Annotated in this window: 22 protein-coding genes and 4 tRNA genes; 11 read left to right on the top strand and 15 right to left on the bottom strand. The window is 63.1% G+C overall.

What is annotated here, in order from left to right; all coding sequences use genetic code 11:
• Positions 1-37 precede the first annotated feature (37 nt).
• A complete protein-coding gene (locus tag G341_RS0105105) occupies positions 38-931 on the bottom strand; it encodes a DUF4231 domain-containing protein (RefSeq protein ID WP_018178033.1) in 894 nt (297 codons plus the stop codon).
• Positions 928-1,512: a TIR domain-containing protein gene (locus tag G341_RS0105100; RefSeq protein ID WP_018178032.1), complete on the bottom strand. Its 585-nt coding sequence runs from the start codon at positions 1,510-1,512 to the stop codon at positions 928-930. The genes G341_RS0105105 and G341_RS0105100 overlap by 4 nt, the downstream gene beginning before the upstream one ends.
• A 222-nt stretch (positions 1,513-1,734) precedes the next feature.
• On the opposite strand from G341_RS0105100, the gene G341_RS23735 reads away from it, so the two are divergent.
• Positions 1,735-2,604 carry a hypothetical protein gene (locus tag G341_RS23735; protein ID WP_155826787.1) on the top strand — a complete coding sequence of 290 codons (870 nt, stop codon included), beginning with the start codon at positions 1,735-1,737 and terminating at the stop codon, positions 2,602-2,604.
• Positions 2,605-2,739: 135 nt separating this feature from the next.
• Here the strand turns inward: G341_RS23735 and G341_RS22920 are convergent, their stop codons facing one another.
• From G341_RS22920 to G341_RS21050, 3 genes are all read right to left on the bottom strand, one after another.
• Complete coding sequence (locus G341_RS22920) at positions 2,740-3,357, bottom strand: Fic family protein (protein ID WP_018178030.1); 618 nt, start codon at positions 3,355-3,357, stop codon at positions 2,740-2,742.
• A gap of 1 nt (position 3,358) precedes the next feature.
• The gene (locus G341_RS23945) at positions 3,359-3,529 is read right to left on the bottom strand and encodes a hypothetical protein (RefSeq protein ID WP_018178029.1); all 171 of its coding nucleotides are present in this window, start codon (positions 3,527-3,529) and stop codon (positions 3,359-3,361) included.
• 338 nt (positions 3,530-3,867) lie between these two features.
• Entirely contained in the window at positions 3,868-4,290 is a 423-nt protein-coding gene (locus G341_RS21050) for a hypothetical protein (RefSeq protein ID WP_018178028.1), read from the bottom strand.
• Between the two features lie 1,825 nt (positions 4,291-6,115).
• Between G341_RS21050 and G341_RS0105065 the strand changes: the two genes are divergently transcribed.
• The 3 genes from G341_RS0105065 to G341_RS23730 all read left to right on the top strand — a co-directional run bounded on the left by G341_RS0105065 (position 6,116) and on the right by G341_RS23730 (position 7,262).
• A complete protein-coding gene (locus G341_RS0105065) occupies positions 6,116-6,676 on the top strand; it encodes a metallophosphoesterase (RefSeq protein ID WP_018178027.1) in 561 nt (186 codons plus the stop codon).
• A gap of 134 nt (positions 6,677-6,810) precedes the next feature.
• Positions 6,811-7,056 carry an antitoxin Xre/MbcA/ParS toxin-binding domain-containing protein gene (locus G341_RS21045; protein ID WP_018178026.1) on the top strand — a complete coding sequence of 82 codons (246 nt, stop codon included), beginning with the start codon at positions 6,811-6,813 and terminating at the stop codon, positions 7,054-7,056.
• Entirely contained in the window at positions 7,053-7,262 is a 210-nt protein-coding gene (locus G341_RS23730) for a hypothetical protein (protein ID WP_155826786.1), read from the top strand. The genes G341_RS21045 and G341_RS23730 overlap by 4 nt, the downstream gene beginning before the upstream one ends.
• Positions 7,263-7,322: 60 nt before the next feature.
• On the opposite strand, the gene G341_RS0105055 is transcribed toward G341_RS23730, so the two are convergent.
• Positions 7,323-7,976: a hypothetical protein gene (locus G341_RS0105055; protein WP_155826785.1), complete on the bottom strand. Its 654-nt coding sequence runs from the start codon at positions 7,974-7,976 to the stop codon at positions 7,323-7,325.
• 1,337 nt (positions 7,977-9,313) lie between these two features.
• Here G341_RS0105055 and G341_RS0105050 point away from each other — a divergent pair.
• The 5 genes from G341_RS0105050 to G341_RS0105035 are packed head-to-tail and all read left to right on the top strand — an operon-like array spanning position 9,314 to position 12,666.
• On the top strand, positions 9,314-9,730 hold the full coding sequence (locus G341_RS0105050; protein WP_026303264.1) for a hypothetical protein: 417 nt from the start codon (positions 9,314-9,316) through the stop codon (positions 9,728-9,730).
• Positions 9,727-10,989, top strand: coding sequence for an AAA family ATPase (locus tag G341_RS0105045; RefSeq protein WP_155826784.1), 1,263 nt, complete (start codon positions 9,727-9,729; stop codon positions 10,987-10,989). Before G341_RS0105050 ends, G341_RS0105045 begins: the two co-directional genes overlap by 4 nt.
• Entirely contained in the window at positions 10,986-11,327 is a 342-nt protein-coding gene (locus G341_RS23725) for a hypothetical protein (protein ID WP_155826783.1), read from the top strand. Before G341_RS0105045 ends, G341_RS23725 begins: the two co-directional genes overlap by 4 nt.
• Complete coding sequence (locus tag G341_RS24345) at positions 11,324-11,581, top strand: helix-turn-helix transcriptional regulator (RefSeq protein ID WP_342664827.1); 258 nt, start codon at positions 11,324-11,326, stop codon at positions 11,579-11,581. Before G341_RS23725 ends, G341_RS24345 begins: the two co-directional genes overlap by 4 nt.
• 59 nt (positions 11,582-11,640) lie before the next feature.
• Entirely contained in the window at positions 11,641-12,666 is a 1,026-nt protein-coding gene (locus G341_RS0105035; RefSeq protein WP_245556917.1) for a tyrosine-type recombinase/integrase, read from the top strand.
• A 170-nt stretch (positions 12,667-12,836) separates the two neighbouring features.
• Here the strand turns inward: G341_RS0105035 and G341_RS0105030 are convergent.
• From G341_RS0105030 to G341_RS0105020, 3 genes are all read right to left on the bottom strand, one after another.
• Positions 12,837-12,913, bottom strand: a tRNA-Phe gene (locus tag G341_RS0105030).
• Between the two features lie 43 nt (positions 12,914-12,956).
• Positions 12,957-13,030: transfer RNA gene (locus G341_RS0105025), tRNA-Asp, on the bottom strand.
• A gap of 34 nt (positions 13,031-13,064) precedes the next feature.
• Positions 13,065-13,137 (bottom strand) — tRNA-Glu (locus G341_RS0105020).
• Positions 13,138-13,323: 186 nt separating this feature from the next.
• On the opposite strand from G341_RS0105020, the gene eccA reads away from it, so the two are divergent.
• Entirely contained in the window at positions 13,324-15,096 is a 1,773-nt protein-coding gene (gene eccA, locus G341_RS0105015) for a type VII secretion AAA-ATPase EccA (protein ID WP_018178020.1), read from the top strand.
• Here the strand turns inward: eccA and G341_RS21040 are convergent.
• From G341_RS21040 to G341_RS0104985, 6 genes are all read right to left on the bottom strand, one after another.
• Positions 15,093-16,268: a hypothetical protein gene (locus tag G341_RS21040; RefSeq protein ID WP_043450655.1), complete on the bottom strand. Its 1,176-nt coding sequence runs from the start codon at positions 16,266-16,268 to the stop codon at positions 15,093-15,095. The two genes, eccA and G341_RS21040, sit on opposite strands and share 4 nt — an antisense overlap.
• Positions 16,269-16,437: 169 nt before the next feature.
• A complete protein-coding gene (locus tag G341_RS21035) occupies positions 16,438-17,202 on the bottom strand; it encodes a DUF8176 domain-containing protein (protein ID WP_018178018.1) in 765 nt (254 codons plus the stop codon).
• 27 nt (positions 17,203-17,229) lie between these two features.
• Positions 17,230-17,302 (bottom strand) — tRNA-Lys (locus tag G341_RS0105000).
• Between the two features lie 31 nt (positions 17,303-17,333).
• Entirely contained in the window at positions 17,334-18,605 is a 1,272-nt protein-coding gene (locus G341_RS21030; protein WP_018178017.1) for a MinD/ParA family ATP-binding protein, read from the bottom strand.
• A 94-nt stretch (positions 18,606-18,699) separates the two neighbouring features.
• The gene (locus G341_RS0104990; protein WP_018178016.1) at positions 18,700-19,545 is read right to left on the bottom strand and encodes a hypothetical protein; all 846 of its coding nucleotides are present in this window, start codon (positions 19,543-19,545) and stop codon (positions 18,700-18,702) included.
• The gene (locus tag G341_RS0104985) at positions 19,545-21,428 is read right to left on the bottom strand and encodes a serine/threonine-protein kinase (RefSeq protein ID WP_018178015.1); all 1,884 of its coding nucleotides are present in this window, start codon (positions 21,426-21,428) and stop codon (positions 19,545-19,547) included. The genes G341_RS0104990 and G341_RS0104985 overlap by 1 nt, the downstream gene beginning before the upstream one ends.
• A gap of 169 nt (positions 21,429-21,597) precedes the next feature.
• Between G341_RS0104985 and G341_RS0104980 the strand changes: the two genes are divergently transcribed.
• Complete coding sequence (locus G341_RS0104980) at positions 21,598-22,134, top strand: nuclear transport factor 2 family protein (protein ID WP_018178014.1); 537 nt, start codon at positions 21,598-21,600, stop codon at positions 22,132-22,134.
• Positions 22,135-22,271 lie beyond the last annotated feature (137 nt).

The following is a 22,271-nucleotide window of genomic DNA, read 5'->3' as shown; positions in this document are numbered from 1 at the left end:
TCAGATACGCCATTTGGACGCAGTCGTGACGCCGAACTTAGGTCGTCGGGCCCTGGCGTCGCGCCTTCCACATTGTATGTTCCCGACTAAACGCGGCCTCGGCATCATGAACCTGTTGCGCCCAGATCTCTTCCGTGCCAACCGATTCGAACGATGCCGCCACTAACTCAATCTCATGACTGGTGACTGCGTACGCCTCCGATAGCGCTACGTACTTTTTGGCCTGCATCCAGACAAGGATCGCTGACGCCGCGGTAGCGAACACACTCAATCCATCCGCATCCAGAGCGCCGCTGATGCGGACTATGCCGAAAACTGCAGCGACAACTGCGATCGCGATGAGCACACATCGGTATCGCCATGCCCGACGCTTATTCCAGATCGCCTTGGCGGAGTACCAAGTCAACTGATCAGCGATACGATGCCTTTGATACACGGCCATTCGTGTTTTCCGGTCAGCCGCGCGTAACTCTTCCATCTCAACGGTCGCAACCGCCTTGCCCACACCCGTGGCCGGCACGTCAAGGTGCGACAGCTGACCCAATACCTCAACAATGAGGTCGTGAAGCCGCCGCTTCGCATGCTCGTCGTTCTCTCTGAACGATTCGCCACCGACCGCGAATTGCCACGAGGCGGACTTGATTGATTCGCTCGCCGCCCGAGCGTCGTACCAGGAGCGTTCTGCTCGATCGGGTAGACCGGAGGCCTGGACAGCGATCGCGCCCGCGAAGGCGAGCAAAGCGACGATCGGTCCGGTACGGCCGATCTCATCGCTGGGAATCACGGAAGCCGTTGCGGCGAGGGCTAGTGCAAACAGCTGCCCAGCCGTGATCCAGAAGAACCGATGTTGCTGTTCCGCTGATTTTTGCTCAGTCGCTTCCAGTAGGCAGGGGAACGTCATGGACCATTGGTCATCGTCGTAAGGCTTCATGGGTACACTGTGACCTTCTGTGCAATCGGTTCATCACGCTTGTCAAATGCCTTGTCAATCCAGCTGTTCGGATCGGATCGGAAATCTTCCCAACCAACGAGTACGCAGTACCGCTCGTTCTCTGTCCACGCGCAGCGATCATGCGGTATGTAGTAGTTGTGACCAAATTCTTTGATCACAGTCGAGTCGTTCATGCGCACGAGGTTATGGCTACCTTGGCACGTGGAGCACGCGTACTTTCCGCCGTACACACTGTCCATCATCGATGGTAATACGACACCTAATATGCCGTTGCGCGTGTTCCCCGCGCCATTGTAAAGAGAACCTTGAAGCTCTCGCTTGATGTATTGCTGCTCATCCCAACCGAAAATCTCGGCGCTATTATCACCAATTAGGAAGATGGTAACGGTAGAACCACGCAGGTAGTCGGACCGAATTTTCTGCATGATGTAGTCCGCATTTTCAGAGTTTATCTTCTCGTTGAGTGACCGGTCAACATAGTCAAGGTGGTCCCACGACTGAACTTGATCTTTGTATGACTGGTCCTCGAATTTGAACGAGATATATACTGTGTGACCCATATGCGCTTCCTCCCCTGTTACGACGAGCTGGAGCTTCGCTCCAGACTGCGTCCTTTAGACGAGGAACACGTTAGCCGGTCCTACGGACATCGTCGGGGAGACGGGCGGCTTACGCGAGCAGCGGGCATCCCAACCGTCGGGACCATTCTCGCGACCGTGCCGACTGCGAAGTCGCAGGGCCAAACGTGGGCCTACCAGCAGGGTTAGTGAGAACGTAAACGGGTGGCAACCGATGAGATCGACCAAACCGAACTGTGGCGGATCGCCGAGCGTTGTCTCGCTGTGACGTTCGAGCATGTCCGCTGGCTCCAGGAACGTGGAGAGGTTCAAGCGAGCTCGCCCATAGACGAGGACGACCACGTGTTCTCGGTGATGTCGATGCGCGAGATGGCGCGAGGGTCGATCGCGGCAGCCCTTGATTGCCTGCTACTAGCATGTTGGTCGCTCGGTCAGGCGAAAGCTGTTCGCGGCCATGGCCATCCTGCGTTGGTACGGTCTTCATTGACCGCGGCGACCACCGCTCTATGGTTGCTCGACGACGATCGGGACGAGCGACGAAAGCGCGGCCTGCAGCTGGCCCGCGCCCAGTGCGATGCGGACCGTGAACACGCCGAAGACCTTGCTCCGGGGTTCCGGCCGCCCGGCGCCCCACCACTGGGCCCATTTATTGAGAGCCGGAAAGACCGAGTCACCCGAGTACTTGAAGATGGCCGCATACTGGGGTTCGACGAAAAGACGATCAAGGCGAAGCCACGCGATAAGTCGATCGTGAAGGCCGGCGGCGATCGCATTCCTGCGTCATATCTGCCTGGAGGCGATCCTGGGGCGCACGTGCTGTCTGAGTGGCGACTGCTTAGTGCACGCGCCCACGGATTTCAATGGCCGATTCGATACAGCTCCGAGGAACAGCCTCATCCGAATGATCCACGATTCGTAACGTTGGATGTCGCAGTGTCGCTTGACCGACTTCTGGGAAGTATCAGGGTTGCGCTGATCGCCGTGCGGATAGCTCTTGATCGCTATGCCTACCTCGCTCGCCTTGAACCGCTGGACGTACCGGCGCCATGGTCGGCCGACACCTGGGCGAAGTAGGCGAGGCAGCGCCCATCCAGCGTGCAAAGTTCGACGTGGACGGAGGTCGCCGCGATGATGAAAAACGCGAAGAAGGCAGTCATTGGCCACAGCGAGATCATCGCGGGTCGGAGACCAGGGCCCGGCGCGTCGAATTTAGGTCGGCTCCACCCCGACAAAGGCGGCCAGCTCGTCAACGTTCCGATGACGGTCGTAGGCGCGAAGCAGGTCGATGTACCGCCCCTTGTCGATATCCCAGTTGTACTGCGCCACTGTCGGTTCCTGAGCCGCGGCGAACACCAGGTCCGCCAAGAATCTCGTTGAGCGCCCGTTCCCATCGACAAAAGGGTGGATTCTGACAACCTCGGCGTGCACGGCAATGCCCAGCTGACGCGGCGTCCAATCGTCAGTGTGTGTCCACCGGAATGCAATGTCATCAAGACTGGTCCGAAGGGCAACTGCAATCTGCTCGGGTGCGACGCCGATATTCAGCTCCAGCCGACGAAGCTGCCCGCCCCAATTCCACAACTCCTCGTACATCCGCGCATGCAGGTCGCGAACGAAATGATCGCTGAGAAGCTCTTCCAGAGGCAGTGATCCGTCGGCCACTGCCGGTAAGAACTCGGCAGCCAGTGTGTCCTGAATGCCCTGTTCAAAGTCGTAAACGGCTGCCTTAGTGATCGGGTCGCCCAGCATGGCTGCCACGCCAGGGCGCAACGCGGACAACTCGTCGTGAAAAAGTGGAGTCTCTCCGTAGCCGGGCGTGAGCGCCATGTCAGCGCTTCGTGCGGGTGTTTTTCTTGATGTACTCCGCGACAGCTGCCGGCCGCTCGTAGCCCTCAGGCACGACGCGTCCCTCCAACTTGGCCGAGGCCTTCGTGGCGCGCGCTCCGCCTGCGATGATCTCGCTGCGGCCAACGACAACCTTCTTCGCGTTATTCTTCATCACGTCACCTCCGTCCTGCAGCTCAGCACCTAATTCTACCTAGAAGTCGGGCGGCAGTTTGCTGCACCAGCTGGTCTCACTCACGCGCGCTGGTGTCGAAACGGTAGAGCGTCAGATGCGCACCGTTTCGCGCGTCTCCACGTGTGGGGCTTGACCCAGATCGCCTTGTACCGACGAAGGTGCCCGCGGACCTCGTGGAGAGGACGAGTGGATTGAGCAGACGCCGACTTTCGTAAGTCGTCGGCCAGGAGTCGCGCTGGGGACGTCGGCGGTCCAGGCAGACCAGCACAAACCAGAACGATTCACCAAGACGCGCAGCCGAACCTAAGAATCAACTCTTAGGACAGTTGGTAACTGTCGGCGCTGACACGGAACCCGTGCTGTCCCTCGCTGCATGTGACGCCGGTGTGCGGGTCCACGCTGCATGTCATGAACCCGACCGTGAGGGTGTCGCCGTATTCCAGGGGGAGCGCCTCTTGGTTCAGGTATGCCGAATCGTTGGTGAAGATGAACGCCGCCGGCGAACCGTGCGCCAGTCGAACACCGTTGGGCCGCACGACCGCGTGATCGCCGAAGTCTTTCGTGACCGCCGGCGCATTCGACGGCATCGCTCCGCTGCACCCGACGCTGCCGGGGTCGGGAACGCTGAATCCGCAGAACCATCGATGCTGTGGAGAGACGAAATAGACCATGCTCCCGGACTCGTCGGTGTAGCGGTCGGTCGGCTGTTGATGGGACGGCGGCTGCTGCCCGGCGGGCACTGCGATCAGCCGCAGGAACGTCGCTTCTTGCTCGCAGCTGGCGGTGTAGCCTTGCTCGGCGACCGTACCCAGTGAGGTTGTCCCGCAAGCAAATCCGGAGACATCCGCGTGACCAGATGAGCCTTCGTGATCGACTGAAGGGTCGGAGAAGTACTGTCTGAATACCGCGATTGCGGCGTCACACGTAGTCGACCCGAACCGAACGTAGATGTCTTGCGCTGCACCAGTTGCGTCGGGAACGGTGCCGCATTTGGTGTCAGCGTCGACCGTGGCCGGTGCTGCCGATGTTGAGGTCGACGCGCTCGTCGTGGCTGTGCCTACGTCTTGTGTCCCGGTCTGTGTGTGCCCGCTCGGGTGTGGGGTTGCCGTCGAGCACCCTGTCGGCACAAGCACGATAACCGCTGCGGCGCACGCAGTAATCCACCTCTTAGACATGGCCATAGACGATAGCGGTTACCTCAGCGGCCGTCGCGCAACGCGGGGTAAGATTTTCCGGTTACCGGATCGCCCCATCAGGCTGAACCGTCAGCCTGACGCCACTGATCAGGGCTCTGGAGAGATACCTGGACCGGAAATAGTGGTTCGCCGGCGTCTCGACCAGTTGCCAGCGATCACCGCGCCCAAGTCTGACCAGGGCAACGTTGAACTCGGGGACTGGGCGATAGAGGACCCGGGGGATCGGTCACCCGGTCGAGCTGAATAGTGCAGTGCGACGGGGAAACAACTCGGACACGGGTGAGCTTCTTACCGGCAGCCTTGGCTGTCAGCGTCAGGCACGTCTCGAGTGAGCTGTTCGTCCGGCGGTCGGAGTGCAGCAGCGCCCGCTCCTCGGGCAGACTCGCGAACGTGGTGTGCGCTCCGGCCTGATACTGCAGCGGAGTCTGGCTGGGGTGTACTCAAGCTGAACAAACAGCGCGTCCATGAGCGGCTGCAACGCGTAACGCACAAGATCCCGGCACCCATCGGAGATCTTGTAGCCGCCGGGGAACAGTGCGCTACCGATCGCCGGAAAGCCGGCCGCGGCCGTGGGGGGGGCAGCTGACTGTAGAGCGAGGCAAGTACCTGGCCACCGAAACCGAGTGCCCGGACCAGATGAATCGCGACATCGGTGATACCGACATCCGGAAGCTTCGTGCTCCCGGCCCCAGAAATCGCGCAGCAAGCTCCCGGGCATCCGCCAGGGGCGAGATGCATTGACCGGATCGAAGGCAAACGAAATCGTTTCGAGCACAGACTCATTGGCCAACGAGAACGCCGGACGGCCGCGAGATTCGCAGCCCTGCTGAGCTCAGCTCGCTGGCCGGCAGTCATGTGCGAAGCGAAGGACTGTCCTGCCTGAGGACTACGAACGGCCGGCCGCGGTTGCTGACTACATCAAGAAGCGCACCCACACAAAGCGCTGACGTGGCGCCAGCCCGGCTACAGTGGGTCGATCGACGAAACGCAGTTGGGCTCGCCGCGGCCGTGAACTGCTCGGTACGAGGCTAACGGCGTATCTCGCAGGGCTCTATGGCGGAGACCATTCGTCAATGGGCGGGTGGGTTCCCGCGCAATTGATAGCCAGGCGATCCGGTCACGCCTTCAGACTGCGTGTGAGGCGGCGAGCGACATTGCCGTTCGAGACTCGACGAGGGACGCACAAATGTGGTTTCAAGGGATGAACCAGTTCTCGGCTGTGGCTCCAGCCCAATTCTTGGTCGAGGCAATTGACCAGAATTCGGGAGTACTCAGATGACTGCCGCGGCGCACAGACTCTACGGTAGGAACAACGAGCCCTCCGCACCTTTATGACGCTCCTGTCCGTGTCTACCGATATGGTTGCGCCGTGCAATATTTCACGGCCGATTTGCATCTGGCGCATCCGAAGCTCGCGGCACTACGTGGCTTCGACAGCGTCGACGCACACGATGCGTCTGTGATGGCGCCGCTCTACCAGCTTGATCCCGAGGAAGACGTTCTCTGGGTACTCGGCGACATCTGCTCCGGTGGCGTCGCGAGCATGACCGCGGCGTTGGAGCTGTTGTCATCGGTGCACGTACCGATGCATTGCGTTGTGGGCAACCATGACCCGGTGCACCCGATGTACCGCGGTGCTCAGCGTCACTTCGCTGCGTATGCTGCGGTATTCGCAAGTGTGCAACAAACGGCCCGGACAAAGGTGGGGAACACAGGGGTCCTGCTTAGCCACTTTCCGTACCCAGGAACACCAGACCGCCTGTCGGGCAGGGACTTCGCTCAGTACCAGCTGCCAAATCTGGGCATGTGGTTGATCCACGGGCACACTCACAGCGCTGAACGTCGATCGGGAAAGCGGTCAGTCTGCGTCTCATTAGAGGCATGGGACCTGCGTCCTGCGTCCGAGTCGGAGCTGGCGGCGGTGCAGTGAGTGATCGGCAGTGTGCGTCGGATTCTGGACTGCGCCGCCGGCGGTCCGATGTATGGCCGTGGGTCGTGATGCACGCTGCATAACGATGCGAATGTTCCTAGCAATGGGGAGGTTCCGAACAGTATCGTGAATGTATGCAGGACCATGATGAGACGCAGCCGCTCGGTCATGATGACGCGCCCAAGGCAGCGATCCGCGACGCCTACAGTCAGGCAATCACAAAGGCGCGCTTAATATTCGGCAATAAAGCCGCACACTCCTGGCTCCTTGGCCACAACGCATATCTGGGTGGCGCGCGGCCGGTCGACGCAATTCACGAGGGCAGGATGGGCGCTGTGATGGAAGCGCTCGACGGAGAGATGTGGGGGTCGTACCCATGACTGACGATGACGAGCTCAACGATGACTCTATCGACTACGTACTCGACCACCAATACGAAGCATTTGCTCAGGAGTTCAGCTCAGACGAAATGGACCTTGAGCGTCGAGCCGCACGTGCCCGCTATGCTCTCCACGGATCGAATGATCGATCCGCAGTAGATCGCTTAGGTACCACCGACCCGCTGAATCAGCGTGCACGCCTTTAGGATTTGTTGATCAATACCCGTCAATATCGCGTTGAACGCGACAAATAGAATGCCTACCGGTCAGGAAGTTGTCGGGATCACGTCAGAGTTCATTTTCTCGCGACGCGCCCTGATTCCGACGACGCTCTTATTCGTCCACTTCGCAATCTGCGTTGCTTCAATGCCCGCCACCAGTGCCATGTCAATGAAGTTTTCTTGAAAGCGATCAATCAGTTCCGATGTTGCCGCAAGTAATGTCATGCTTGATTCAAGCTGACTATTCGGATCGACGTCGAAGAGTGGATCCGACGCTTCGATCATGGCACCAGAGTTCTTCAGTAATTCACCTACGACTTGGATCATTTTGCGCCATTCGTCTTCGACCTGCCGACGTGACAGCTGAAAGCTAATCGCCGGCATCTCCTCCGACACAAATATCACATCCGGCCTCACTGCCTGCAGCTTTTCATACCAATTCTTTGCCGTATTTTGATGAACCCCGTATTTGTCGGCGACAATCCGGCTGGCTCTATTTCTGGAAACTCCCTCGTCGATCAGCCGCTGCATAGCGTCGACGATTTGCTCGCCAAGCGCCTGGTCCAAACCTGTTGCCGTCGCGAGGACGCCAGACCTTCGCGCCCAACGACGGACAGTCTCGGGGTGCACAGAGAATGTCTCAGCGACCTGCTCTCTCGCATCTCGTTCTGAGATCCCCCGCGAGACAAGCTTCTTCATCTCGCGTACGGCTTCCTTTTCGCGAGCGCCCCGATCCGCCACGGTGCAACATCCCCTCTGTAGTCGGTGAACAGGCTCAGTCTACGGCGGCCACGCAGTACCGTGGTACACCACGTTGCAGCATGTTCAACAACGCGCTATGTTGTTACTTGGAACACCGAGGCAGGGAAGCGAGACGCACATGGTCGATGGAGCCACAGGGAGAAACGCGATGGAGAGGGTGGTCTCGTCATCCAACGAGCCCGATGGGGTCAGCACACTTCACACACGGCGCCGCCGGACGGGACAAACGGTGTGGGACGCATTGGTCGGAGGCTTGGCGCCCGGCCTGACAGTCGTCTACGGACCACCCGCTGCGACGGCGCTTTTGATCTACCAAACGTTGTCAACGCTCGCGCCAACCGAAGAATGGAAATCTGATGCAGTCGCCGTGGGCGTTGGGCCGCGCCGCGCCCGAGCCGCGGGTGCCACTGTCGGATCCTCGGTATCTACCGCTCCGTTGAAGGTCGCGGAACTGTCCGAGCTACGGCGAATTGTTTCGGCGTTCAGAGGCGGAGTGGTTGTAGTCGATGACATCCGAACTATCTCTCGCCATTGCCGACTGATCCGGCCCTCACGTGAAACAGCCCTGGAGTTCGAGCAGCTGATCGAGCTGGCTTCTGCGACCGGAACCGCTGTATTGGCGATCGGCGCACTGGACCTAGCGAGCAGACCTTCAGGAGGTTCATTGTGGGCCGATGTCGCCTCGGACGTTGTCCGACTGTATCCGCGATCACCGGGAGCATCTCTGGGTGAGTTCTCGGCCCGCGTCGAGATTGACCCGTTTGGTCCCTCGGCTCGAACAGTCCGGCCGGATGTAGTTCGGAACGTGTGGATCGACTACGACGGTCTCTCACTTTGCGAGGCGGGACCGAGTCCATCGGTGACCATCCGAGCAACAATCGAACCTGGGGGCGATCTGTGACGTCCCGCAGATTCTGGAGCTGCGTACTGGCGGATGTCCTTGTGTCCGCCGCTGTTGCTTCCATCGTTGGTGTGCTCGTAAGCGCACTCATCATCTCGACATCCGCCGATGTCAGCCATCCCGTTGCCGGTAGTCCACTGGCGTGTATCGCTATGGCAGACAGCGCTGGCAGTCCGACTCGCGCAACGGCCACACCGGGATCGACAGCCGATTTGTCTACACAGCCACAGATCGGCCCTCAACGGGCTGAGTCTGCGCCATCCCTTCCAGGAATAGACGGAGGTGATACATCAACGGTTATCCAAATCACCTGCCATTAAAGGCAGCTGCATCCACCTAACACTTTGAATACCAACATTTTAGGAGTCAAACCATGGCAACCGAAATTCAGCATCCGATGCCCGCCCGCCTCGCATGTAAGGCAAAGCCCCGCATCAAGCGACAGTACAAAGGAGGAGAAGCTACCGACAGGGTTGAGCAGGATCCCGTCACCGGGGTCGACCTCTGCCAGGTGCAGAGTCTTCTGCTCTCACCGCTGATTGGCATTACCGACGCAACCGTACTATTGCCCGCTACAGCTGCCGACGACCTCGCTGTGGGCAGCGTGATCGATATCCAGGGCCCGATGGTCGTGACTCTGACCGGAGGCGATTTCGGACAGATTCGGTGCCGCGTGCATGGCGTGACAGAGGTTGCGCGGGTTGGCGACTTGGAACAGTTGCTTAAGACTGCAACGGCTCAATCCCCGGCACCCAGCAAGACGGGTCGCGCCCGAGAGGCTTCCCAATGATGTGGCTGCTTTTATTGATCGCCGTGGCAACTGCAGTGGCGTACGTCGGTTATCGCCGTCGACGTGCAGCGGCCCTGGTGCCCCGTTTCGCTCCCGCGACTCATCACGCAGTGCGGACTCTGCAAGATCCCCGATCGGCTGCGGCGGTGTTTGATGCTTGCGGACTCTCGATTGGCGGGATCGCGCCGCGTGTCATTTCGGTCCAGCCAGCTCCTTGGGGCGCCTCGGTTCAATTGGCACTGGTGATCGGCCAGTCAGCGAAGCATTTCGAGGACGCGACCGGGCGCCTGTGCACCGCACTCGCCTGCGAGCGAGTCCAGGTGCGAGCTCGGTTCGGCCAAGTCACATTGGATCTTGTGACTGAAGATCCACTGGCCCAGCCCATCTCGGTAGAGGGAGTACCTAAGGGCGAGCCCGGTCGGATCATCCTTGGCATCTCCGAAGCAGCACTGCCTGTCACGTTCTCACTTGTGAACCTTTCCGCGATGGTCGTCGCCGGCATTCCGGGCAGTGGTAAGACATCGGCGATGCGGACGTGGTTCGGGTCGCTGGTGTCACGACCAGAGATCCAGTTCATGGTGCTCGACGGCAAGGGTTCGGGCGACTGGGATTGGCTGAGGCCACGCTGCTTCTCGTATATGTCGACAGACGCCGACTTAGAATCGGTTGCGGCAGAGCTTGAGTCGATTCAGTTGCTCATGTCAGCGCGTTTCCGTCGCCTACCCGATGAGTTCGATGGGCAGTCGAATCTGTGGGATGGCGGGCCTTCTGATGAGTGGCCGGTAGTCATCGTAATCATCGACGAGGCGCAGTCGTTCTTTGTTGCACAGTCGAATTCAAAGCAGGACAAGGAGGTCGCAGAACGTATTTCGCAATGCGTCGGACGAACGGTCCGCAAGCAGCGATCGGCGGGACTCGTGACTGTGATCAGCACGCAACGACCGACGGCCGATTCCATCCCAACGATCGTTCGTGACAACGCCGAACGGAAGGTCGGGTTCGCCCTGCGATCAGTCGATGCTGAGAAGGCAACGTTTGGTGAACTGCTCGATCCGGCGGGGCCCAGACCGACAGAGTTGCATCTTCCAGGAGATGCAGGGGTGTGTATCACAACGGACAACGGCGAGTACGTGAGATTGCGCGTGCCACAGGTGGATACAAGGCTGTTGTCACGATGGGTGGAGCATCATGTCGGCCTCACTCGGGATCCGAGGCAACTCGTTGGCGCCGGCAGCGGTGACGGGTCGGTAGATCAATGACCGCGAAAGCCCAGCGCCGCAGCGGCGATACGGCCGCCCAAGGTCTTGATCCGTACGTCGTCGATCAGGAATTGATCCGTCTGCAAGCCGGGATTCGCCGTGCGCGTAAACTCGCCCAGTTCAATCTCATTCGACTGGGCGAGCTCAACAGACCAGATGTCGCCGTGGACGATCTAGGACTGCCGATGTCCGTCGAGACCGCCTTGACTGAGGTTGCTTCAGAACTACTGCGAACAAATCATTTGCTGCTAGCGGCCGAGACGAGTTTGTCGGCGTGCCACGAGCGAACGTTGCGGCTTCGAATAGTGGCCTCGACTTCTAACGACGAAAGAGAGTGATACAGGTGTCTGCGACCAAAGTGTCTGGTGTCTTCGTGTCGGGCGATCCCGATCAGCTCCTCACTGCTCGGCAAGCATCCGACTTGTGCGGCGTGTCATCGAGCACGCTGAACCGATGGGCCTCGGCGCGTGAGCTTGGCATGGATTCGATTGGGCCAGTACATATTCAACTTTCAGAGCGTACGCGTGTGTGGCGCCGCGGCGACGTGCTGGACTGGCTTCGGGATCGTCGTCGCGCCGGTGGTGCGGCCTGATGTCCATCAAACGATATGAGACGAAGTCGGGCAGCCCTCGGTGGTACGTGGAGTGGCGGATGCCTGATCGTTCCAAGAGGCGTAAGAGCTTCACGAGCGAGAAGGCGGCCAAGCAATACCAGGCGGAACTTATCTCCCACCGTGCACGCTCCGGTTCATATATCGATCCCCGGCGGGGCAGCAAGGTCCTGGTGTCCGCTGTGTACCAGCGTTGGCTTACGTCGCGAGCAGACTTCTCGCCAAAGGTGCGCTACAACTACGAGTCCTACTGGCGGCTACGGGTGGGGCCGGCATTCGGCAGCTGGCCGGTCAACCGCGTCGATTCCGAATCGGTACAGCGCTGGGTGAACTCGATGAGCGTCGGCCCGAGGACTCAGCGCGGCACGCATACGCTGCTGCGAATGGTCCTGGACCTCGCGGTATCGGAGAAGTTGATCGCAGCCAACCCGGCGGCCGACACCCACTTTCCTCCCCTGCCGATCCGACAGCACTTGTATCTGACTGCGGGAGAGGTGCACGAGTTGGCCGAGCTATGCGGCCCTCAAGGCGACGTGGTGACGATCCTGGCCTACACCGGCCTGCGATTTGGCGAGCTCGTCGGGCTTCATTGTGACGACGTGGATCTAGCGAAGCGCCGTATCCGAGTGCGTCGGTCAGTGACACAGGTTCGGGGCCGGTTGGTCGCAGGCGGTCCCAAGACCAGAGCAGGTCGCCGCACAGTGCCGATCCCTCAGACGCTGCTTCCGGTGCTGAATCGTCGAATCGATGGTCGGCCGGCACTCGAGCCCGCAATTACGTCCCCACGCGGCGGGATGCTGTCTCGCGAAAATTGGGTGCGGAGCGTCGATTGGTACAAGCAGCGAGCAGAGCTCGGCCGGCCAACTCTTCGTATCCACGACCTCCGACACACGTATGCATCTCTCGCACGATCAGCAGGCGCCGATCTGCGACTGCTGCAGGCTGCGCTTGGCCACCGATCGATCACGACCACGGCAGGGATCTACGCGGACCTGTTCGATCACGAGCTCGACGCGGTCGCGGATGCCATGGACAGCCTGCACATCGATCCACCAAGCGACTCGTAGGAATCCTGCGGCGGTGACACGTCGCGAATCAGCCACAGCAACGACCAGCGAATGAAGCAAACTCCAGCACCGGCCGAATTTGGCCCCATTTTGGCCCCATCAGACGGGCAATTGTCCTCATCCAACGAGCCGAATCGAATCGAAGAAGGTCTCTGACCAGCTACTTCTTGTGGTGGCCAGGGCCGGGATCGAACCGGCGACCTTCCGCTTTTCAGGCGGACGCTCGTACCAACTGAGCTACCTGGCCGGAACGGTTCTGCGAACCGCGCCCCTCGGTAAAACCGAGAAAGCGACCCTGACGGGACTCGAACCCGCGACCTCCGCCGTGACAGGGCGGCGCGCTAACCAACTGCGCCACAGGGCCTTGCTGTGCTCCAACGACTTTCGCCGCTCTTGCGTACCCCCTACGGGATTCGAACCCGCGCTACCGCCTTGAAAGGGCGGCGTCCTAGGCCGCTAGACGAAGGGGGCCGGTGTTCCCGCTGGGAGCTGAATCAGCTTAGGACACGGCAGTCAGAATACCCAAATCGACGCTCTACCTGCACTGATATTGCAATCAGCGGCCGCTGTGGGCGCGGTCGATGCGGCTCTGTCCGTTTTGTCGGAAATGTATAGACTCGATCGGACGCAGAACCCTCGGCAGAAAGGGCGGTCCTCGTGCCCGACCTCCACCGCGCTCGGCAGGCTTTCGATGTCGCGATCGCATCGTTGGGATTCCCGGTCGACGACCAGGAAGGTGCCCGTAACCTGCGACAAGCCCGGGTTGGCTTCACCCGAGCCGCCGAATGGGAGCCGGACATGGCCGACGCCTGGCTGGGCCTGGCCGCCCTCGGTGACACCAGCGGCCACGTCCTGTTCCACCTCCACCGCAGCCGCGACCAGCTGCACCGCGAACTGCGACGCCTCGGGCTCCCAGCACATACTCTGCGCGGCCGATTCAGCAGCGGGCTCTACGTCGATCTGCCACTGAACGATCGCGCATCGGCGGTCGCCGCCTACGCGGCCATCCTCATCGAGGATGGCGACCATTCCAGTGCCGAGGCGACGCTGGACGAGGAATCCGGCACCGCGCCGAGCACCTCCTACATCCGGGCGGTCCTACACTACAGGACCCAACGCTGGACCGATGTTCTTGCCGCCCTGCGTGATTCGCATAGCTGGGACGACGAGTTCCTGCGCTGCGGCGCGGACGTGATGGCGGGCTCGTCGTGCGCGCAGCTCGGCCTGTTCGAGGAGGCGCAGCGCCGGCTCCGCGACGCCGAGGCCGGCCCGATTCCGACGGCGGCCCTGGCGGCACAGTTCACCCGCGGTCTGGCGCTGCGCGAGACCGGCCACGAGGCCGCGGCCCGAGCGCTGTTCGAGCAGGTCTACGCACAGGACCCGGATTTCGGCGCGAACAACCAGGCGCTCGCCGACCCCAAGTTCCGGCTGGTCATCACATCACCGGAGGAGATCGCCGCCCGCACCGACCGCTGGGACCCCGATTCGGTACCCGCCGCCACCGGCATCGCCGAGGCCCTCATCGACGCGACGGACGATCTCCTGACCCTCGCCCAGGCCGAACTCGATCAGCAGATCGGCCTGCACGAAGTGAAAACCCAAGTGGCGAAACTTCGTTCGGCGGCCACCCTGGCCAAGGTGCGCGCCGACAAAGGCCTGTCGACGACGGCTCGCAGTCTGCATCTCGCCTTCACCGGACCGCCCGGAACCGGCAAGACGACCATCGCCCGGATCATCGCCAAGACGTACTTCGCCCTCGGATTGATCAAGACCGACAACGTCGTCGAGGCCGGCCGGCGCGACCTCGTCGGCGAACATCTCGGCGCCACCGCGCCCAAGACATCGGCCCTCATCGACTCCGCGCTCGATGGAGTGCTGTTCATCGACGAGGCGTACACCCTTATCCAGCAGGGACTCTCGGGCGGCGACGCATTCGGCCGGGAGGCCGTCGACACGCTGCTCGCGCGGATGGAGGACGACCGCGACCGGCTCGTCGTCATCATCGCCGGCTACGACAGCGAGATCGACCGCTTCCTGGCCAGCAATGAGGGCCTGACGTCCCGATTCGCGCGCCGCATCCGGTTCGAGTCGTACTCTCCCGGCGAGTTGGCGATGATCGGCGAGCACCTTGCCGCTCAACGGGATTCACGACTCACCGCCGATGCGGCGGCCGCGCTGCAGCAGCTGTGCCTGCCGCTCACCCAGACCACTCGGCCCGACCCGACGAGCGGTCAGCCCAGGGCACTCATCGATCTGGCCGGCAACGGCCGATTCATCCGCAACGTCATCGAGGCCGCGGAGGAAGAGCGGGAGTACCGGCTCTCGTCCGGCGACATCGACCTTGCCGACCTGGACGCGGAGACGCTGATGCGCATCGAACCGCAGGACATCGAGACCGCGGTGCGGGCGGTGCTGGCGTCGGTGCGCTAACGCTTGGGCGGCGGGGTGGCCGCGGGGCCGTAGGTGACGGCCACGCCGGGCAACTGGCGGCTCAGCGCATCGCCGGCCTGCTTCGTCCAGCCGTCCACCGTCTTGCGGGCGGCGTTCGCGCCACCGCCGAGCGCCCCGTAGGGGCCCTGCGCCTGCGCGCCGCTCCACGTGAGCGTGCTGTCGCCGACCTGTGCCCGCACGTCACCATGCACGTTTACCGTGTAGTCGACCTCCGGTAGGCCCACGCGCTGAGCGTCGCGGGACGGCAGCGAGAAGCGGTAGACCTTCGGGCTGTTGTCGAGCTGGGGCTCCTGCCACGGCAGCAGCGGCTGGTTCGGATCGGCCTTGGAATCGCCGACGCCGTACACCTGGCCGATCACGCCACCCAGCAGGCCGCCACCAACTGCGCCGACCAGGGCGGCCGGGATGCCCAGTGTCGCCGCACCGATCGCGGCACCGACTCCCGCACCGATCAGCGCGCCCGGCCCGGCCATCGTTCCGCCGAAGGCGGGTGTGGATCCGATGATTCCGCCGGTGATCGCGCCGACCCCGGCGCCTGTGACGCCGCCGACCAGCGCTGCCGGCACCCCGAGAACGGTCGCACCGGTGGTTCCGCCCACCGCGACGCCCAGAATCGTTGCCGCCGCCCGACGGTCGGCTTCCTTGTCCGGCACGCCCAGCGCGCGCCAGGACTGCGAGATCTTCGCCTCGCCGTAGGCCGCCCACCTGTTGATCGACCGGGCGTCGCGATCGCTGAGCCAACCCGGCTTCTTCTCGATGAAAGTGCCGATACGAACCGTGCCCTCGGGCGCGGCGATCGGCGCCACCGGCGCGGCGTGGCCGATCGCACTCGGCTGCGACGTCACGCCGCCGGTGCCGCCCTCGTAGGTCGGCAGCTGGCGGTACGGAACTTCCTGCGGCGGATCGGGAATCAGGCCGGGACCCGGGTCGGGATCGGGCACCGTCGGGGCCACACCGATCTGCTGAGTAGGCGCGCTGGGCGTGACGCCGCCCTGCGACGGACCCGACGGGGTGACACCGCCCTGCTCCGGCTCGGCCATCGCCTGTCCCGCAAAGGCGGTACCGACGGCGATCGTCGCGGCGACGCTCACCACAGTGGCGCGCGTCCTCACTGCGCCGACTCCCGGCTCACCATGACGGCTTTTCTTCACCCGACGCTCCTGACATCCGCGCCCGACCCCCTCGGACGCCATTCCCCTGACCAGTCTGGAACTTTAGGCCACTACGCGCCCCTACAGGGGCGGCCGACCAATTCCCGCCCAGGTCAACCGTTTCTGCTGTGAGTTAGTCCACAAATGCGGAACCACCCGGTTCGCCGACTCAGCTCTGCGGATCAGGCACGATCGACGATATCCACGTCCGGCCGCCGGAATCGACGGTCTGAATCTGCTGCTTGATGACCACCGGAGCAGCGCCGTTCGGCGGGGTCTGGGTGAGCTCGACGCCCCACAGACCGTCTCCGCGGCTGGTGATCTTCAGGCAATGCGTAGTTCCCGGCGCCAATTTGTCTATGCCGCTCTGGATCTCAGCGGCCGTGCCGACCCGGGCATCGGCGGCTACGACCTCGCGCGCCGCCTGGCCGCTCCGCTTCACGTAGTAGCCGTAGTCGAACGCCATGATCGCCGCGGGGCCGCTGTCGCCGCCGCCCGCCGTGTTGCCGGTGGTGATCCCAGCCTGCGTGGTCGAGGGGCAGGCCCCGGCCGGCGCGGGTGCGGACGTACTCGCCGCAGACGCGGCGGCCGGCGCCGCCTTGGCAGGCGCGGACGATCCCGACGAGCGCGTCGTGAGCCAGACGATCAGTCCGATCGCGACGGCGACCACCACGATCGCCGCTGCCACTCCGGCGTACAGCAGGCGACGCGGGCGGGGCTGCTCGAGTACCGCGGCCACGAACGGATTGTCCTCAAGACCGGCGAGATCCGTTGCCTCGGAACCGGTATCAGGAGCCACTGGAACCACGCCGCCGACCCCGCCGGGCGCGACCGGCCCGTCCGCGAATTCGGGAAAGTCGAAGTCATCGTCTTGGTCGTCGCCACCGAGATCGGTCCAGCTCGGCAGATCGTCGTCATCGGAGTGGTTACCCACTACCGGCCTCCCTGCACTTCCGACAAGTGCCCCCTGTAGGGCTCGAACCTACGACCTGCGGATTAAAAGTCCGTAGCTCTACCAACTGAGCTAAAGGGGCGTGCCGCACAGAATAACGCACACCCGTCCGCTCACCGTGGCCCATAGGGCAGTCCTGGGCCCATCGGCGAGTCCGGATGCATTCCGGTGTGCGGATACGTCGGCTCCGACTGGACGGGCGGGATCGGCCACCGCTCGTACGGTGTCTGCAGATGACCCGGATAGGCCGGCTGCTGGGCAGGCCACTGGGGCTGCGGCTGCGCATGCTGCGGCCCGACGTGTTGCGGGTCGGAGTGCTGCGGAGGCGGATTCGGCGCCGGCGCCTGCTGAGGTTGCGCCTGCTGAGGTTGCGGCTGCGGCCAGGCCATCGGCTGCGTCGGCACGGCGAACCGGTCGACCACCGCGGCGGCCAGTTCCAGGAAGGCCGAGCGCGTCTTGCGATTCAGTTGATCCAGGTCGATCAGCCCGCCGACGGCCAGGTGCTCATCGTACGGAATGACCTGCACGGCACGGACTCTCGATTGAAAGTAGTTCGTCAGCATCGCGACGTCGACGGGCGGGTTCTTGGTCTTGGTGGACGCGATCACCACGATCGAGTCGGCGGCCAGCTTGCCCATCCCATGCGCCTGCAGCCAGTCGAGCGTCGCGACCGCACTCTGCGCACCGTCGATCGCCGGCGACGTCACCAGCACCAGATTGCTGACGGATTTGAGCACGCCGGTCATCGCCGAATGCACCAGACCGGTGCCGCAGTCGGTGAGGATCAGCGGATAGTGACTGCCGAGCGTCTCGACCACCTGCAGGTACTCGTCTTCGTTGAACGCCTCGGAGATCGCCGGGTCACTCTCGGAGGCAAGTACTTCCAACCCGCTCAACGCCTGACTGGTGTGCCGGCGAATATCGGTGTACCAGTTCACATTCTCGTCCTGCAGCAGCGTGCGGACGGTCGAGGTGGTCTGCGACGGAACCCGGCGGGCCAGGGTGCCGAGATCCGGGTTGGCATCGACCGCGATCACCCGGTCCTGCCGCAGCGAGGCCAACGCAGAGCCCAGACCGATTGTCACCGTGGTCTTTCCGACGCCGCCCTTGAGGGACAGGACCGCCACCCGGAAGTCCTCGCGCACCGGCTGCCGCACGCGGTTGACGAGTTCGCGGACCGCCTCGGCACTGGTATTGCCACCGAAGGTGATCAAGCCGCCGGACGCACTGCGCAGCGCGCGACGCCAGCCGCGGACCCGGGGCGGAATAGTGGGCGCCGCCGGCTGATAGGGCGTCGCCGGCCGGAGCGCACTCGAATGCGCGGACGACTGGTCGCCTGCGGCATGCCACGGCGGTGACGGCGTGCGGTCGTTGAAGCTCGACATCGGGCATTTCCGTTCCGTGCGGGGACACCTTCGGCTGCCAATGATATGGAGGTCACACCGTCCGAGGCGAGCCGACTATACCCAGCACCGGCCATCAGGCGGTGGTGATCGTGTTCGCCTTCGACAGGAGGTCCGCGGTCGAAATAGCGTTCGGCGCTGATGAACTGATCGAAATCATGACCAACGACAATTTCGGATCCGAGAACCTCAAGAACAGATAGTTGCCATCCGGCTTGGACACCGTCACGCCGGTGCCGTTGTTCCAGGTGATGGGCTGGCCACCAGTTGCCTTCTGGGCCCAGGCCGCGTTCAGGTCGTCCGGCGAGCTCAGGAACCACTCGAGGACGCTCAGCGGTTGATCGCCGGGCACGGTGCACGCGACGCCGAACTTCAGCCCAGGCTGGCCGTTACCCTTCGGGCCGCTACCGCGATTGGCGTCGCGCGACACCACGACCGGAGAACAGGTCATGTCCTCCCAGCCGGTGGTGCTCGGGCTGGGCGGCATGAACCCGCCGAGCAACCCCACATCGTGCGAGTACTCGGCCCAACTGCGATTGGCCATCGCCTTGATCGGTGAGCTGACCGGCGACACTGCACCGTCCCCCGACACCGCCTGCACCGAGTATTCGCGCGAGCCCGGGTTCTGCAGGCTGTTGACGGGCGTATCGCTGGCGACATGGTCGTCGTAGGACGTTTCCGGACCTGCGTAGGCGACCTGCCCGTCGCGCAGCAACACATACGACGCGGCGCCGGACACCTTGTCCCAGCTGACGCTCACGTAGCCGGTGTTGGCCTTCGCCGACAGCCCCGACGGCGCCGCGAAACCACTGTTACCGCCCGCCAGCAGACGCGTTACGAACAACGAGACCACCAGCGCGACAACCGCTCCCAGCGCCACCGCAACCCATACCCACTTCTTGGGCCTGCTCGTACCCGGCATCAGAGCTCCATCTGCTTGAACAGGTCGATCGCGGCCTGCGTCGGCTTGCCCGGCACGGTGATCACGATGTTGACGCGGGCCCGGTCACCGTCGCTGGGCGCGAAGTAGATGGTGCCGGCGTTCTGTTTGGTACCGGCATATAGCTTTCCGGCGAGATAGTTCTTCGACTGCACGGTGCTGACATCGGCTGCCGCCCCGCTGATATCGGAATCACGGTCGGACGCCGAGTCATACATGACGAAATCCATCGTGTAGTCCGGCGCGTCGGGATTCCCGTGCGAGCAGAAGATGTGCATGGTCACCGAGTCCCGCTTGGACGAGTTCAGCGTGCCGTTGAATCCGGTGCAGGAGATGCCCTGGAATCCTGCGGTGGACACCGGGGTCGGGGGCAGCACATACGGGAAGAGGTCGACCAGGGGCTGCAGCTCGCGCCAGGTCGATGTGACCGTCACGGGCGCAGGCGGGCTCAGCGGCGAACTCTTACGCTTCGGCGCCCGTGCCGACACGGCGTAGTTGTACTGGCCGGGCAGCGGCATGGGCTGCTGGAACTGTGTCTTGTCGCCCGCGTAGACGACGATGTCACCCTGCTGCACAACGTATTCCGTCGCGCCGGGTACGGCATCCCAGTTGACCATGACGTACTTGGAGTCATTCGACATCGCCGCCGCAACATTGTCCGGAGCGGTCAAGGCTGCGCCGGTCGACGGCGCCCCACCGCCGCCGGAACTCGTCGCGGCACCGATACCGATTCCGGCCGCGATCGCGACCACCAGGGCCGCGCCGCCGATGACCAGCGGGCGCCGGACGACGTCGCGCCAACCTGAGGATTTCGGCGAACCTCCTTGCGTGGCACCGGAATGGTAGTCGGACGGAACGGGCCGGAAGCCGTCGCTGTAGCGGCCGATCGACCCGGACGCGCCGGTGGTCATCAACGGTGCCGGCGCCTGCGACATCGGGGCCGACGACACCGGCGGGGCGGGCATCCGCGGAAGTGCCGGTCGGGGTGCCGCGACAGGTCGCGGATGCTGGGTGGAGGTGCCGGCGCCGGTCAACGCCTCGGCGGCGGCCGCCGCGAACTCTCCGCAGGACCGATAACGATCGGCCGGACGCTTGGCCATCGCCGTCGCGATCACCCGGTCCATCGCCACCGGCACCGCCGGATTGCGCAGACTCGGCCGCGGCGGCTCGGTCATCATGTGCGCCATCATCAGCGACTGCTTGGTGGGCGAGTCGAACGGCGGTGAGCCGGTGAGCAATTCGAACAGGGTGCAGCCCAGCGAATAGACGTCGGCGGTGCGATCGAGCGCGGTGCCCTCGATCTGCTCCGGCGCCGAATAACGCAGCGTGCCCACGGCGGCACCGGTCCCGGTCAGCGACGACACCTCGTCGGCCGCGCGGGCGATGCCGAAGTCGGTCAGCTTGACCACCTCGGGCCGCATCGGATCGTCACCGGGGGTGATCAAGACGTTGCCGGGCTTCACGTCTCGGTGCAGCAACCCGTGCCGATGCGCATAGTCGAGTCCGGCGGCCGTCTCGGCGATGATGTGCACCGCCAGCCGCGGGTGCAGCGGGCCGGACTCGGTCATCTTCGCCGCGTCGGTTCCGGCGATGAACTCCATTGCGATCCACAGCTGGTCGTCGAACGTGCCACGGTCGTACACGTTGACGATGTTCCGATGATTCAGTGGCGCAACGAGATCCGCTTCGCGGGCGAAGCGCGACCGAAACTGCGGATCGGCGGTGAATGCGGCGTTGAGCAACTTGAGCGCGTCGGCGCGTGGCAGCCGCGGGTGAGCGGCCTTGAAGACCTGACCCATGCCGCCCTGACCGAGCGGCTCCAGCAGCCGGTACCCGGCGATGATCGAGCCGACCCCGATTGCCATCTTCCGCCCTTCGCCGGCAATGCCGTGACTGTGCCGGTTCCTCCGGCGATTCGGTCTGAATCGTAACGAGCCCCTGCCTGGCGATAGCCATCCTTTAGTCCGAATTCAGTCGAACGAATGGCTGCCCCCGGCGACGTGACCCGGAACACAGTGACTCTACGATTCGGTCATGTCAGAAAAGTTCTCTGTCGACGGAGTCGACGAAGCCGTGTTCACCGCCGAGGAACTCGACGCGGCGTTCCAGCAGTTCGAGAAGACCGTCGCCGAGGTCGCGGTCAGCGGCGACTGGGAACGCTGGGCCGACCAGTTCACCGAGGACGCCGACTACATCGAGCACGCCATGGGCACGTTCAAGGGGCGTGACGCCATCAAGACCTGGATCTGCAAGACGATGCGCAGCTTCCCGGGCAACCACATGGTCGCGTTCCCGTCGCTGTGGCATGTGGTTGATCCGTCGACGTCACGGGTGATCTGTGAGATCGACAACCCGATGCGCGACCCCGGCGACGGCTCGGTGATCGGCGCGACCAACATCACCATCCTCACGTACGCCGGCGACGGGCTCTGGTCCTGCGAAGAGGATGTCTACAACCCGATGAAGTTCGGTCAGGCGTCGATGGACTGGTGCAAGAAGGCCCAAGAACTGGGAACCCTGACCGACGAGGCAAAAGCCTGGATGGACACGTCCGGCAAGTTCTTCCGCTGACACGACGTTCTGCTGCGCGTGTAGGGCATTAAGTCCCAGGAATTCCTAACCTACGGATCCGTAGGTTCGACTTGGGTGGACCTTGTTGATCCCGTAATCTAGAGGACTGGTAAACGCGACCAAGACGCGCGACGATG

Source organism: Jongsikchunia kroppenstedtii DSM 45133, assembly GCF_000380485.1.
GTDB lineage: Bacteria > Actinomycetota > Actinomycetes > Mycobacteriales > Mycobacteriaceae > Jongsikchunia > Jongsikchunia kroppenstedtii.
Note: the sequence above shows the minus strand (reverse complement) of the source record. Positions and strands in the feature narration are given on the sequence as shown.